Genomic DNA, 13637 nt, shown 5'->3' with positions numbered 1-13637 from the left:
AGGAGGCCGGGCATGAGCGATCCCCGCGATCTGGACAGGCGCTATGTCTTTCACCCCTTCAGCATGGCGCAGACCCACGAACAGAGCGGCGCGCAGATGATGGCGCAAAGCGCTGACGGCTGCTGGATCACCGACGACAGCGGCAAGCGCTATCTCGACGCCATGGCCGGGCTGTGGTGCGTCAACGTGGGGTATGGCCGCGAACGTATCGCCGATGCGCTGGCCGATCAGGCGCGACAGTTGTCCTATTTCCACGGCTTCAGCTCGATGGCGACCGAGCCCGCGGCAGTGCTTGCCGCACGGGTGATCGGGAAGGCTCCGCAAGGCTTTTCCAAGGTCTTCTTCGGCGCCTCCGGCTCTGATGCCAACGACACCCAGGCCAAGTTGGTCTGGTTCTACAACAACGCCCGCGGGCTGCCCGACAAGAAGAAGATCATCGCGCGCGACCGCGGCTATCACGGTGTCACGGTGATGACCGGCGGTCTGACCGGCCTGCCCGGCCTGCACGCCGGGTTCGATCTGCCTCTGCCGATGATCCGCCACGTCTCGGCGCCGCACAATATCTGGACCCGCACGGCGGACGAGGACGACGCCGCCTTTTCGGCCCGCATGGCGCAGGAGCTTGAGGACCTGATCCTCGCCGAGGGCCCCGAGACCGTCGGCGCCTTCATCGCCGAGCCGGTGATGGGCGCGGGCGGCGTGATCGTGCCGCCCGATGGCTACTTCCCCGCCATCCGCGCGGTGCTCGATCGCCATGATGTTCTACTGATCGCCGACGAGGTGATCTCGGGCTTTGGCCGTCTGGGCACATGGTTCGGGGCGGAGAGCGTGGCGATGCAGCCCGACCTGATGTCGGTCGCCAAAGGCATCACCTCGGGCTATGCGCCGCTGTCGGGTGTTCTTGTCGGTGAAAAGGTCTGGAACGTGGTGTCGGGTGAAGGCGCGGCCAAGTACGGCGCATTCGGCCACGGCTATACCTACACCGCGCACCCGGTGACGGCCGCCGCCGCGCTTGCCAACCTCGACATCGTGGAAGAGGAGAACCTGGTCGAGCGCGCGGGCCGCATGGGCGAATACCTCAACGCCGCGCTGGCCAAGGCCTTCGACGATCTGCCGATCGTGGCCGAGGTGCGCGGCAGGGGCCTGATGGCAGCCGTCGAATTTGCCCGCCCCTCGCGCGAGGGCTGGCAAAGGTTCGACCCGGCGCTTCAGGTCGGACCTCGCATCATCCGCGCCGCACTTCAGGACGGCGTCATTTCGCGCGCGTTGCCCAACGGCGACGCGGTCAGCTTCTCGCCGCCCTTCACCGTCACCCCGGAAGAGATCGACATCGCCGTCTCGACCGTCCGCAAGGCCGCCGGGACGGTCTGCGACGCGCTGCGCACCGAAGACGCGCTCGCGCCCCTGTAATTGACGAAGGATACCAAAGTGGACAGAAATTCCATCACCTGGTCCGGCGCGATGCCTGCGATCACCACGCCCTTCACCCAGGGCGACGCGGTCGATCACGATGCGATGGCCGCCAATATCCGCCGTCTGATGCAGGCCGGCGCCACCGGCATCGTCGCTGCGGGCTGCACCGGCGAGTTCTGGGCGCTTTCGCCCGAGGAACGCCGCGAGATCTATGCCACCGCCCGCAAATCCGTGGGCAAGGAGGGCACCGCCATCGTCGGCGCCGCCGGGATTACCCCGCGCGACGTCATCGCCGCGATGGAGGATGCCGCGGCCGAAGGCGCCGACGCAGCGCTGGTGATGCCTCCCTTTTTTGCGCATCTGTCGCGGGAAGAGGTCGTCGCACATTTCCGCACGGTCTGCGACGCGGCACCCCTGCCGGTGATGCTTTACAACATCCCCGGCAATGCCGGAAACGCGCTGACACCCGAGATCGTGGACGAATTGGCCGATCTCGACAAAGTGGTGGCGATCAAGGAAAGCTCCGGCGACTGGCTGAACTTCCACCGCACGCTGGCCGTCGCCCAGGACCGTATCCGCGTGTTCTGCGGCCCGTCCTCGACCATCGGCGTGCCGGCAATGCTGGCGCAATGCGATGGTCTGGTCGATTGTTTTCCCAACGTCTGGACCGGGTTGCTAGACGTCTGGCCGATGATCCAGCGCGGCGAATCCGAGGCCGCCTGGGCGCTGCAGACCCGCGGCCAGCAGTTGACCGATCTTTTCGTCACCGAGGGACGAACGCTCTATCCTGCCACCAAGGCTGCGATGGACTACCTCGGCCTGCCCGGTGGCGGTCTGCCGCGCGCGCCGCTGCAACCGCTCACCGGCGAGGCGCTGGCCGGGTTGCACAGGGGGCTGGACCGCATCCTCAAACAGGCCGAAAACGCGGCCTGACACCACGCCGGCGCCGGTAACGCGCCAACCGCAAGACATTCCAAGGAAGGACCCCGCATGGACTTGGGTTTGAAAGGCCGTCGCGCCATCGTTTCCGCCGCCAGCAGAGGCCTCGGCCGCGCCTGCGCCTTTTCGCTGGCCGCCGAGGGCGTTGACTTGGTGATGAATGCCCGCAGCGCCGACGCGCTGGACGCCACGGCAGACGAGATCCGCGCCAAACATGGCGTGCACGTCACCACCGTCGCCGCCGATTTCAACACCGACGAGGGCCGCGCCGAGATCCTCGCCAAGGCGGGCGAAACCGACATCCTCGTCACCAACCCCGGCGTGCGCCAGATCCCCGGCGAATACGAAGACTGGACACGCGCCGATTGGGACGAATGGTTCAACGCGCATTTCTTTTCCTCGCTGGAAATGATCACCGGCGTCCTGCCCGGGATGCGTGCACGCAAGTTCGGCCGCATCGTCAACATCTCGGTCAGCTTCATCAAGTTCCCGCAGCCGCATTTCGCACACAGCCATTCGGCGCGTCTGGCGCTGTCGGGGGCCATCGCTTCGCTGGTCAAGGAAACCGTGCGCGACAACGTAACCATCAACACCGTCTGCCCGGGTTTCTTCGATACCGACGCGCTGCACACCAACCTGCACAACCACGCCCGGCGCGGCAACACCACCTATGAGGCCATCGTCGAGAACCGCCTGCAAAGCGTACCCGCCGGACGCTTTGCCGATCCCAGCGAATGCGGCGATCTTGTCGCTTTCCTCTGTTCAAAGCAGGCGGGTTTCATCGTCGGGCAGAACATCATCAACGACGGCGGCGTCTATCAGGGTCTGTTCTGATGTCGCGCATCGTGATGATCTCGGGCGCGGCGCGCGGCCTTGGCGCCGCCATCGCGCGGCGTTGCCTTGCCGATGGTCACCGGGTTTCCATCGGGGTGCGCCGCCCCGAGATGGTGGCGGATACCTTCCCCGAGACCTCCCCGGACCGGCTGACCGCGCATCGTTTCGATGCCGAGGACCCTGAGACCGCGCAGGCCTGGGTCGATGCCACGGTGGCGCAGATGGGTCCGCCCGACGCGCTGATCAACAACGCCGGCATCCTCAAGATGGTCGATTTCACCCGTGGCGACGAGGCCGACCTCGACCAACTCTGGCAGGTCAACGTCAAGGGCCCGTTCCGCCTGATCCGCGCCGCCCTGCCCCACCTCAAGGCCGCTGGCAACGGTCGCGTGGTGAACATCGCTTCGACCGACGCCAAGCGCTACCGCGATGCCACCACCTCGCTGGGCTACGTGATGACCAAGCAGGCGCTCTTGGCCATGACCCATGCGGTGCGTTTTGCCGGTTGGGACGAGGGCCTGCGCGGCACCGCCATCTGCCCCGGCGCCATCGACACCGAGATGATCGACGGCATTCCAGGCGTCACGCCCAAGGCCGAGCGCCTGCAACCCGACGACGTCGCCGCGATCGTGTCGCTGGTGCTGAGCCTGCCCAACCAGGCCAGTATCCCGGAAATCGTCGCCAACACCCGGCTGGAAAGCACGATCTGAGCGCGGCCCGATACGAGCGAACCTCTATGGCTCGCTTGTGTCGGGCGCCTCGCTCCAGACGCGCCCCACCCAGCCCGGGAACTCCTGCAAGCCGTCAAACGCCGTGTCCTTTGATACCAGCGGACAGGCAAGTTCGATGGCCGTGGCCGCGATCATCCGGTCGAAGGGGTCCTTGTGCGCCCAGTCCATACCGCCCGAAAGCACCGCCATCTCGGCGGTATAGGGCGCGACGAGGCCTCCCTGCGCCCGCAGCAGATGCGGCAGGCGCGTGACAATCTCGCCCACCTCGGGCCACTTCCCTGACCGGTGCTTGGCCGTGATCTCGTGGAAGGTGCTGGGCGGGACATAGACGGTCTTCGCTCGCCCGATCACGTCGCGCGCCACGTCGGACAACTCGGCGGGCTTGAACAGGCTCCAGACCCAGGTGTGGGTGTCGAGCAGGATCGTGCTCAGTTCCACAAGGCGGTCTCGTCGTCCGGCATCGGTTCAAGGAAATCGGGAACCCCGCTCACCGTGCCCTCGGCGATGCCGATGCGGAACGCCGGTCGCGCCTTGGCCGACACCAACCGCACGATCGGCTTGCCACCGCGCGCGATCACCACGTCCTCGCCGCGTTCGGCGGCCGCGATCAGCTCGGACAGCTTTGCCTTGGCTTCCGCGATGTTCATCTGCATGGCGCACCTCCCGGCCCGGAACCCGGTTGGTCCAGGTATTGGACCAAGTTAGTCCGCGCCATGCGGTTTATCAAGAGCGCAGTGCCCTACTCCGCCGCCAGCGTCTTCAAATGTTTGCGCTGATAGGCCCGCCACGTCGTCGCCCAGACCCCCGGCTCGTCCAGCGCCGAGGTCAGCGCGTGGATCGGCCCGTTGTGCGGCGCGGTCTTGACGATTTCGGCGTCCTCGTAGGCCTCGCCGATCACATGCTCCAGCACGTCGATCCAGTAGTCGAGGTCCTCCTTCGACCAGAGTTCTCCCGCCTCCGGCGTGAACGGCTCGGGCACCACCCAGGGCTCGTGGCTCAGCCACAGCGCATCGATGCCGAAATCGGTCATCCGGTTGGAAATCTCGAAGATCGTACAGCCGGTGTCCTGCGTCACCTGCTCCACCGAATGGCGCGTCATCTCCATGCGCGGCGCGTCGATGCCTGCGTTCGACCGGGTCACGCCCTTCACCTGCCCCAGACGCCAGTCCATGTAGTTGTTCGACAGGACCGAGATATCGGCGGCCTCGCGCAGCCCCTCGGCCCCCATCGCCCGCGCCCAGGCATAGGCCTTCATCACCTGCGGCGCGTTGCCCCAGAATTCACGCACCCGGCCGATGCTTTCGGGTCGGTCGTCGTCCAGCTTGTAGCGGTCACCGTCCTTGACCACCACCGGGCCGGGCAGGAACGGTACAAGGTGTTCGGCACAGCCATAGGCACCCACGGCAGGCCCGCCGCCGCCCTTGGGCGCGCCGAAGGTCTTGTGCAGCATGTACATGCAAGCGTCGAAGCCCAGTTCCCGCGCCCGCAGCCGCGTCATCACCCCGTTGAAGTTGGCATGGTCGTAGAAGCACAGGCCACCGGCCTCGTGCACGATCTTCACCCATTCCGTTATCTCGGGGTTGTAGATGCCCATGTCGTCAGGGTTGTTCACCATCAGCGCCGCCGTGCGCGGTCCGACCACCGATTTCAGCTGCTCCAGCGAGGGATAGCCGTTCTCTTCCAGCGACAGCGTGATCACCTCGAAACCCGCCGTGTTGGCCGTCGCGGGCGAACAGGGGTGGGTCTGGATCGTGGTGATGATCTGGTCGCGCTGCTGCAACTCGCCGCGCGAGGCGTGATAGGCCCGGGTCACGCAGGCATGGGTATAGGCCGCATCCGCGCCGCCGCCCGCCTGAAACACGAACTGGTCCATGCCGCTAACTTCACACAGGAAATCGCTGAAGTTGTCGTAAAGCGCCAGCACGCCCTGCAATGTCTCGGCCTCCTGCAACGGATGCAGGCCCTTGAGGTGCTCCAGCGTCGCGCGTTCGCCGATGCGCGGGTTGTATTTCATGGTGCAGGTGCCAAACAGCGACACCCCCATCATGCCCATCGTCATCTGGCTGAGATGCAGGTAATGGCGCAGCGCGTCATGCTCGGTGATCTCGGGCAGCGCAGGCGCGGTCTTGCGCGCGGCCTTGCCCGGCAGGTCGGGCGCCGGGGCGTCGTCGAAGACCACGCCACGGCGTCCGCTGCCGGTCATCTCCATCACCACGGGTTCCGCCCATCGAGCCGCGTGGAAGCCTGTGGAGCGTTTCAGGTAGTCCTTGATCGGAGCGGTCATGCCAGCGCCTCCTTCATTGCCGCGACCAGCCGGTCGATGTCATCCTCGGTATGCACTTCGGTCACGCAGACCAGCATCGCATTGCCGTCGATCCCCGGCTCGCCGGTCAGGTCCTTGCCGCCGAGGATGCCCGCCGCGCGCAAGGACGCGTTGACCTCCGCCACCGGCTTGTCGAGTTGCACGACGAATTCCTTGAACACCGGGCGCGTGAGGTCCACTGACGCGCCGTCCAACGCATCCAGCGCCTTGGCCGCCGCCCCGGCGCGGGCCATGATCAGCCGCCCGATCTCGGCAAAGCCCTCGGGCCCCATCGCCGCCATGTAAGCCGCGTTGGCAAGCGACCACAGGTAGACGGAATTGCCGGTCCAGTCCTTGCCCTCGTCGCGCATCCCGTAAGACGACTGGTGAAACAACGTCAGCCCGAAGCCGTGTTCGTCCTTCTCCCGCGTCTCGGAGATCGAGATGTTGAGCGTGTTGTATTCCCGCGCATAGCACTCGTCGTCGGGGCTCGCGATGAACCCTCCGACACCGCCGCCGGCGTACATGTGCACGCCCAGCGGTTGCGTCGGCCCCACGGCGATGGTCGCGCCATAGGCGCCCGGCGCTTCGAGTAGGCCCAGCGACAGCGGATCTACGCCTACGATGGCCTCCGCTCCGGCCTCGCGGGCGATGGCACAAAGCTCCCCGGGATCGCCGTCGATAACGCCCAGATAGCCCGGCGTCTCGACATAGAGCGCACCCGCGCCCTCGATCTTCTCACGCAGATCGGCGCGATCGATGCAGCCGTCGGCTGCGACCTTCACCGGCACGATCTCGATATGCCGCGCCATCTCGGTAGGTTCGCAATAGGTCTCCAGCACCATCCGGCGCTCGGGGTCCATGACCTCGGGCACCACCACGCGGCGGCGTCCGGTCATCCGCGCCGCCATGCGCACCGCGTGCCCCACCGCGCAGCCCCAGGAATAGACCGGCAGCCCTACGAAATCCATTTCCACCAGCGCGCCGATCTGGCTGGTGAACTCGAACCAGGCCTGGTTGCGCCCGTGGTCCGACGTCGGCGAACCGAACACCGAGGTCTGCCATTCATAGCGTCCCACGACCTCGTCACAGATGGCCGGCACATAATGCGGCCACGCCCCCGCGCCGCGAAAACAGGACCCGGCCGGGAACACCGTGTTCGCCGCCATCAGATCGTCCAGATGCCGCGACAGCGCAACTTCCGATGTCAGTTGCGGCGGCAGGTCAAGCGGCCGCTCCATCCGGTGATCCTCGGGGATCTGCGCGAACAGCGCCTCGACCGAGTTCACCTCCAGCGCCGCCAGCATCTCCTGCTTGGCCGTCCCGCCGGAACTCGCCATCCATGGATGTGCTTTCATGTCCCTCTCCTCATATTGTGTTCAGGCGACCACGCGCATCACCTGCTTGCGGCCCGGCCCGGTGATCACCGGCCAATAGCCCGCAAGCCGGCCGTCCAGCGCCGGATCGCCCGTGTCGATCGTCAACTCCTGTGGTGTGAGTTCCGCAAGTTTGGCCGCGTCGCAGATCACGTCGATCGGCGGCATTCCGGCCGCCTGCAGCACCGCGGGCGAGATTTGCTGGTTGCCGCGGCCCAGCACGAAGCCCTGCCCGCCGACCACCGTCAGCACGATCCGCACCTTGCGCCCCGCAACCCGCGCCAGCAGCGTGCGCTCGTCCAGATCGGTGCCGGTGATGCGCCCGCCCTCGGCCAGATCGACGCCCAGCAGCGTGCCGCCGCCCAGCCGGTCCTTCAGCGCCTTCATCGTCGCCCCCGGCCCCAGCACGTAAAGCGTGTTGCCTGCCATGCCGCGCAAATAGGCGGCGAGCGCCGCGTCCATTTCGCCCACCGTATCGGTGCTGCCAGCCTTCGGGTTCTGCCGCGCGCCCTGCCGGTCCTGCGGCGTCCGCGCCACGGTGAAAAGCCGCGCCGAGAGCCGGCCGGCGCGCCGCGCCGCTTCGTCCAGATCGAGGATCTCGACCATCTCGGTGCGCCTCTGCGGATCCGCGAGGAAGGCGGCGGCCATCCGCCCCGCCCGCTCAGGGCTGCGGGCAAAGACGCCCGAATGCATCTTCACGCCCGACGGAATGCCAAGGATCGGGATGCCACCCTCGTTGGCGACGCAGATATCGCGGGCGGTGCCGTCGCCGCCGGCAAAGAGGATCAGGTCGACCTCGCCCTGCATCGCGCGCGTGCAGGCCATGGTGTCCTCGGCTGTTCCGTGCAGGTCGTCGGGCCCAACATGCCACACGGTGCCGGCAGCAGGCACCACCGGTCCGGCAAGCACCTCGGCCCCGCATTCCTGTCGAAATGCCGCGAGCGCCCGCGCCGCGCGCAGGGGCGCCTGTGGAACGCGGCCCTCGGCGGCGGCGCGCGCGGCGATGTCGGGCTCGTCGCTGCCCTTGCGCGCCATCGCCCCGCCCAGCCCCGCAACGGGGTTAATGATCAGGCCCAACCGTGCCACGCCTCGCGCTCACCTTTTCCGTACTTTTGTTCGCATAATGAAACCTTGCCGAATCCCCGGCGCGCGCGCAAGCAAAATCGCGCATCATCCGAACAGATGTTCTCAGTTGCGAAGGCTCCCCTAGCTCTGCGATCCGGCCTCCCGTGTCCGCCGCGTCACCCAGAGTGCCGCGCTTACCACGAGCGCCGCCCCGAGGTAGAAGCCCGGCTCCGGACGCTCAGCGAAGACAGCCACTCCGACGCCGACCGAGAGCACAAGGCTCAAGTAGCTCAGCACCGCAAGGAACCCGGCGTCACCATGAAAATGCGCTTTCAGGAAACACAGCTGCGCGGTCTGTGCGAAACACCCGATAAGGAGCAACGGCACCAGGTGGCCGGGCTGGATCGGCACCCAGTTCAGCGCGACGAAAGGCAGCGTGCATAGCATCAGCCCGAGGGTGTAGAACACCATCATCACCACGACAGGCGCCGCACGCAGGCGGCGCGTCGCGATCACCGCGCCCGAGCTCGACAGCACGACTACCGCCATTGCCGCAAGGCCCCAGCCCCCCGAGACCTCGCGCGGGTTGACCGCGATCAGGATGCCGATGAAGGCGACCCCGGCGGCGGCCCAGCGTCGCGGCCCGATTACCTCGCGCAGGAACAGCGCGGCCAGGACCATGGTGATCAGCGGCCGGGTGAAGCCCACTGCGGTGAAGGTCGCCAGCGGCACCCTGGGCAGGGCAAAGAAACTGGCGGTGAGCGCCGTGACGGCGAAACCTACGCGAAGGGCATGCAGCCTGAGGTCGCGCAAATGCCGGAACGCGGCCCGCCCGCGCCAGACGAAGGGCAGGATCACCACGAGGCCCACCAGCGCGCGCAAGAAGACGATCTGCGTCGCCGGATAGCCCGCCCCCAGCCATTTGACGATCGACAGCGCCCAGATGTTCAGCGACAGGTCTGCCAGCAGCCACACCCCGCCACGCAGGTTGTCGGCCGCGGGGGCCGCGCTCATCTTCGCGCGATAAGGTTGGCCATCAGGCGAAAGGCCCCGGGCACGAGGTTCTCCATCTGGTGGTGCAGGATCAGCGAGGTGTGGACATGCCGCCCTGCGCCCACATCGGCCACCAACAGCGCGCCGCGATGCGGGTCTTCGCCGGGGTCCGACATCTCGAGCAGCGGCAGATAGGCGTCGTCCCAGCTTTTCGCGAAGTAGAGCCCGCGTTCCTTGACCCAGCCCTGCCAGTCCTCGGGGCCGATCCGGTTGGGCCCCTGCAGGACAGGATGCTCGGCGATCTGGCGCACTTCGGCCGTCTGATCGGTGACCCGCCAGCGCAGCGAGGGCTGGCCGATCTCCAGCCTCCGGGGCGGGATGCTGTCTGGGTCCCAGTTGTCCCAAGGCCGATGATAGAGCGTGACCAGCGTGCCGCCGGCCTCGGTCCAACGATGCAGCGCTGGCATGGTCGCGGCCAGCCCGGGCCGGAAGCGCATGGCGAAGATACCGATCACGATGGCGTCGAACCCCGCCAACGCCGCCTCACTCCCGAGGTCCTCGTCACGCAAGGTGGTCACATCGGCGCCGAGCGCGGCAAGCCAGTGATCCACCCGGTCATTGCCCGCCCCGACATAGCCGACCCGCACCGCTGGCACGGCAGCGTCGAGCACCCGCAGCCGCAGTGCCGCCGGGCGCGCCCGCGCCGTCGGCGCCACATGGTCGTGCATAATGCGGCGCAGCGCAGAGGCGTCTTGCCCGTCCACGCGCACCGGCAGCTCATAAAGACCTGCCTCGACAGTCTCGGGCAGCACGATGGAGGCGGTGCCATCCTCTGCCGACATGTGCCAGCCCACCGGCACTGCAACGTCCACCTCCGCCCCCTCAGGCCGCACCTCGCGCACGGCAAACTCCACCGCGCGCCTGCTTCGGGACAGGTTGAGCACCGTTGCCTCCGGCACCAGCGCGGCAGTGCGCGCGGGCACCACCACCGGCTCAGTCTCGAAAGCCACGCGGGCCTGCACTTTCGTGCCGCCCGCCGAGATCGTCAGCACCATGGCCGGCGCCTGCGGCGCGGCGGGGTCGTAGAAGCTCCGGTAGGGATCGCCGGGACTGGCCTCCGCGGCGATCGTGAGGCACCCGTCTTCGACACGCCAGCCCGCCGGCAGATCGAAGGCCGCGTCCACGGCATCGGCCGCGCCCGTCGCAAGTTCGACCGTCAGCGATGTGCTCTGCCCCGGCACGACGAAGACCTCGCCGGGCCGGCAACGCGCCTCGACACCGAGAGCGTGGCGGATCACATGGCCCAGCTGCACCTCCTTGGCGTCCAGCCGATGCAGGATTTCGTCGCCAGCGGGCTCGGGGCAGGCCGCGCGGGCCGAGCGGATCGCCTTCAAGGCCTCCAGTGCCGCCCGGGCCACCGCATCCCCGTCCAGGAACCCCGCGATGGCCCGCTCGATGGAGTCCTGCGCGGCGCTCAGGTCGGCGGCGATCGGTGCGGCGCCCGGCACCTTGGCGAGATCGCGCAGCGTGGCCGGCAGACCGGAGGCCAGCGATGTGTCCGGACCCTCCACATGGCTCTCGGCCAGATGCAGGGGCCAGTCGTCCGACGCCTCTAGCCCCACCCAGCGCCCCATGCCCTGCGTGCGGTGAAAAGCGCGCGACTGCTGGCCGATCCGGCCCCATGCCCAGCCGCTCACCGGATCGCGCCCCGCGCCGTCGATCACCAGCGTCGCGGGCGGCGGCGGCTCGTCGTCGTCATAGGCTTGCCCCGCGCCGGAGGTGGCCGGCAGGTAGAGCTTGGCGATCTGCCACGGCGGCAGGTTCGACGGAAACCCGGGATCGGCCGCCGCCGCCATGACCTCGTGCGCGGCCTGCGTCATGGCGCGGTGATGGCCGTGCTGGCCCGGCACGTCGAGGAAGGTGGGGCAGAGGATGTCCGGCCGCTCTCGCCGAACGATCTCGACGAAACGGGCCAAGGTGCGGTCGTGGCGCCAATGCCCCAGCGTCTCTACCCCGCTCTTGGAAAACCCGAAGTCGGTGATTGGATCGTCGGGGCTTTCCGAGTGCCAGTACATCCGCATTCCGAGGATATCGCAGGCGCGCTCCATCTCGCGCGTGCGCAGCGCCCCAAGGTCCGCGCCGGCCTCGGTGCCGATGTCGTTCTGCCCGCCCTCGCCCCGGGTCGAGCAGGCATAGGACAGGTTCACCCCGTCGCGGAAGGCAAGCGCCGCGAGCATGTCGGACTTCTCGTCGTCTGGATGCGCGCCCGATTGCATGAAGCGGAGGACCGAGGTTAGCGGACGAAGCGCCCACCACAGTTCCATCAGCCGCGGGCGGGCACGGTCTAGGTCGATGCGGGCCTGTTCGGGTGTGGACATGGCAAATCCTATATCTTGGCCGCGATCTGGGGGGTGAAGGCCTTGTTCAGCACCAATGCCGCCGCGCCCAGCGTCGCCGTCATCCGGCCCGAGGCACCGCGCAGCAGCCGCGGGTGGCTTCGATCGTCGCGCCGGGCCACGGACCGGTCGGACAGGCGCACCGAGGCCAGAAGGTGATCGAGGATCGGATCGGGCATCGCCCCGCCGAGGATCACGCACTGCGGATCGCAGAGGTTCTCGACGATGGTCACCGCCGCCGACAGCGGCTCGATCGCGGCATCGAGCCAGGCCAGCAGCGCCGGGTGGCGCTGCGCATGCAGCTCGGCGAGATCCGTGCCGGTTGTTACACTGACCCCGGCCGCCTGCATCGCGCGCCGGACCGACAGCCGGCTGACCATGCTCTCAAGCGGTGCCGTTCCACCCTGCGCTGGCACCGGAATGTGCCCGATCTCGCCCGCGTTGCCGAAGGCGCCGACGACAAGCCGGCCCTTGTGTACCGATCCAAGCCCCAGCCCGGAGCCGAAGTAGAGAAACGCAAAGGTGTCGAGCCCCTGCGCGACCCCCGCAATCCGTTCGCGCATCGCCGCGGCGTTGGCGTCGTTCTCTACGACCACCGGCAGGCCGAGCGCCTGCGAGAACCAGTCCTCGGGCGCGATGTCGTCCCATGTCAGCAATTCCGAGCCGCTGCCGCTGATGCCGGTGCTGCCGAAGGGCCCGGGCATCACCACCCCGGCACCCAGCACGCGGTCTCTGGGCGTCCCCGCCTCCGCCAGCACCCGGTCGCAGAGGCTGGTCACGGCGCAGGTGATCGACGCTCGGTCGGTGGCTGGCAGGAGGGCGCGTTCAGCGGCGATCGTGGCGCCGCAAAGGTCCAGCACGGCGGCAAAGACGGCGTCCGGACGGATCTCGACCCCGAGCGCGAAGCCGCCCGACGCATTCAGCGCATAGAGCACCGGCGGCTGCCCTCGCCCGGATGCCCGCCGGCCCCGCTCCACGATCAGCCCCTCGTCCAGCAGCTCGGCGATGATGTTCGACACTGCCTGGATCGACAAGCCCGAGGCGCGGGCGATCTCGGCGCGGCCGCTCTTGCCCGCCGCCCGAATACTGCCGAGCACCACCTGCCGGTTGTGGCTGCGCGACCGAAGCGCGTTCGCACCGATGGCAATGTCGGACGTGGAATTCATGCTTTCGGGTTACAACACTTGACTTATAAGCTCAATACAGTTGAGTTAATCGCAGTCATGAAACGGCTCGACATAAGCGGCCGACGACACAACCGGGGAGGAAAACCATGAATTTCAAAGGATTGAGGGCCGTTGCACTGGCATCGGCCACCAGCGTCGCAGCACTTGCGGGTTCCGTGGCGAATGCCGTCGAAATCGAATATTGGCAGTATTTCTTCGACGCGCGCGTGACGGCGATGGAGCAGCTGATCGAGAGTTTCGAGGAGGCGAACCCGGATATCACGGTCAAGATGACCCATTTCCCCTACGCCGATTACCGCACCAAGGTCGCTGCCGCGATTCCGGCGGGTGAGGGCCCCGACGTGGTGCAGCTGTTCTACGGCTGGCTCAACGATTATGTCGAGGCCGAGCTGATCCAACCG

At 67.5% G+C, this 13637-nt stretch carries 13 protein-coding genes; 5 read left to right on the top strand and 8 right to left on the bottom strand.

The features are described 5' to 3' along the window. Positions 1–12: 12 nt before the first annotated feature. Genes AC04PT_RS16845 through AC04PT_RS16830 form a run of 4 tightly spaced genes read left to right on the top strand, consistent with a single transcriptional unit; the run spans position 13 to position 3896 of the window. Positions 13–1410: an aminotransferase gene (locus tag AC04PT_RS16845; RefSeq protein WP_482874897.1), complete on the top strand. Its 1398-nt coding sequence runs from the start codon at positions 13–15 to the stop codon at positions 1408–1410. Between the two features lie 18 nt (positions 1411–1428). Further along, positions 1429–2346, top strand: a complete 918-nt coding sequence (locus AC04PT_RS16840) for a dihydrodipicolinate synthase family protein (protein WP_482874896.1) — start codon at positions 1429–1431, stop codon at positions 2344–2346. Positions 2347–2403: 57 nt separating this feature from the next. After that, entirely contained in the window at positions 2404–3186 is a 783-nt protein-coding gene (locus AC04PT_RS16835) for an SDR family oxidoreductase (RefSeq protein ID WP_482874895.1), read from the top strand. Then, positions 3186–3896, top strand: a complete 711-nt coding sequence (locus AC04PT_RS16830; RefSeq protein WP_482874894.1) for an SDR family oxidoreductase — start codon at positions 3186–3188, stop codon at positions 3894–3896. Before AC04PT_RS16835 ends, AC04PT_RS16830 begins: the two co-directional genes overlap by 1 nt. Positions 3897–3920: 24 nt before the next feature. Here AC04PT_RS16830 and AC04PT_RS16825 read toward each other — a convergent pair whose 3' ends face one another. From AC04PT_RS16825 to AC04PT_RS16790, 8 genes are all read right to left on the bottom strand, one after another. Then, entirely contained in the window at positions 3921–4355 is a 435-nt protein-coding gene (locus AC04PT_RS16825; RefSeq protein WP_482874893.1) for a type II toxin-antitoxin system VapC family toxin, read from the bottom strand. After that, a complete protein-coding gene (locus AC04PT_RS16820; RefSeq protein ID WP_482874892.1) occupies positions 4346–4570 on the bottom strand; it encodes a type II toxin-antitoxin system Phd/YefM family antitoxin in 225 nt (74 codons plus the stop codon). Before AC04PT_RS16820 ends, AC04PT_RS16825 begins: the two co-directional genes overlap by 10 nt. Positions 4571–4656: 86 nt before the next feature. Continuing rightward, positions 4657–6201 carry an aminomethyl-transferring glycine dehydrogenase subunit GcvPB gene (gene gcvPB, locus AC04PT_RS16815; protein ID WP_482874891.1) on the bottom strand — a complete coding sequence of 515 codons (1545 nt, stop codon included), beginning with the start codon at positions 6199–6201 and terminating at the stop codon, positions 4657–4659. Further along, positions 6198–7577, bottom strand: coding sequence for an aminomethyl-transferring glycine dehydrogenase subunit GcvPA (gcvPA, locus tag AC04PT_RS16810; RefSeq protein WP_482874890.1), 1380 nt, complete (start codon positions 7575–7577; stop codon positions 6198–6200). The genes gcvPB and gcvPA overlap by 4 nt, the downstream gene beginning before the upstream one ends. Positions 7578–7598: 21 nt before the next feature. Further along, positions 7599–8681: an ATP-NAD kinase family protein gene (locus AC04PT_RS16805; protein ID WP_482874889.1), complete on the bottom strand. Its 1083-nt coding sequence runs from the start codon at positions 8679–8681 to the stop codon at positions 7599–7601. Between the two features lie 120 nt (positions 8682–8801). After that, positions 8802–9674, bottom strand: a complete 873-nt coding sequence (locus AC04PT_RS16800; RefSeq protein WP_482874888.1) for a DMT family transporter — start codon at positions 9672–9674, stop codon at positions 8802–8804. Beyond that, a complete protein-coding gene (locus AC04PT_RS16795; protein ID WP_482874887.1) occupies positions 9671–12031 on the bottom strand; it encodes a PIG-L family deacetylase in 2361 nt (786 codons plus the stop codon). The genes AC04PT_RS16800 and AC04PT_RS16795 overlap by 4 nt, the downstream gene beginning before the upstream one ends. 8 nt (positions 12032–12039) lie before the next feature. After that, a complete protein-coding gene (locus AC04PT_RS16790; RefSeq protein WP_482874886.1) occupies positions 12040–13215 on the bottom strand; it encodes an ROK family transcriptional regulator in 1176 nt (391 codons plus the stop codon). A 107-nt stretch (positions 13216–13322) separates the two neighbouring features. On the opposite strand from AC04PT_RS16790, the gene AC04PT_RS16785 reads away from it, so the two are divergent. Continuing rightward, positions 13323–13637 (top strand): extracellular solute-binding protein (locus AC04PT_RS16785; RefSeq protein WP_482874885.1); only part of this gene is annotated, 315 nt, incomplete at its 3' end.

The sequence above is a fragment of the Litorisediminivivens sp. KMU-197 genome (assembly GCF_056858395.1).
The sequence above is the reverse complement of the archived record's forward strand: the minus strand, read 5'-3'. Positions and strand labels throughout refer to the sequence as shown.

Bases quoted from the DNA above. Each gene is read 5' to 3' on its own strand.
- AC04PT_RS16830 (WP_482874894.1), top strand. From the start codon at position 3,186: ATGTCGCGCATCGTGATGATCTCGGGCGCGGCGCGCGGCCTTGGCGCC.
- AC04PT_RS16845 (WP_482874897.1), top strand. From the start codon at position 13: ATGAGCGATCCCCGCGATCTGGACAGGCGCTATGTCTTTCACCCCTTC.
- AC04PT_RS16835 (WP_482874895.1), top strand. From the start codon at position 2,404: ATGGACTTGGGTTTGAAAGGCCGTCGCGCCATCGTTTCCGCCGCCAGC.
- AC04PT_RS16790 (WP_482874886.1), bottom strand. From the start codon at position 13,215: ATGAATTCCACGTCCGACATTGCCATCGGTGCGAACGCGCTTCGGTCG.
- gcvPA (WP_482874890.1), bottom strand. From the start codon at position 7,577: ATGAAAGCACATCCATGGATGGCGAGTTCCGGCGGGACGGCCAAGCAG.
- AC04PT_RS16820 (WP_482874892.1), bottom strand. From the start codon at position 4,570: ATGCAGATGAACATCGCGGAAGCCAAGGCAAAGCTGTCCGAGCTGATC.
- AC04PT_RS16795 (WP_482874887.1), bottom strand. From the start codon at position 12,031: ATGTCCACACCCGAACAGGCCCGCATCGACCTAGACCGTGCCCGCCCG.
- AC04PT_RS16800 (WP_482874888.1), bottom strand. From the start codon at position 9,674: ATGAGCGCGGCCCCCGCGGCCGACAACCTGCGTGGCGGGGTGTGGCTG.
- gcvPB (WP_482874891.1), bottom strand. From the start codon at position 6,201: ATGACCGCTCCGATCAAGGACTACCTGAAACGCTCCACAGGCTTCCAC.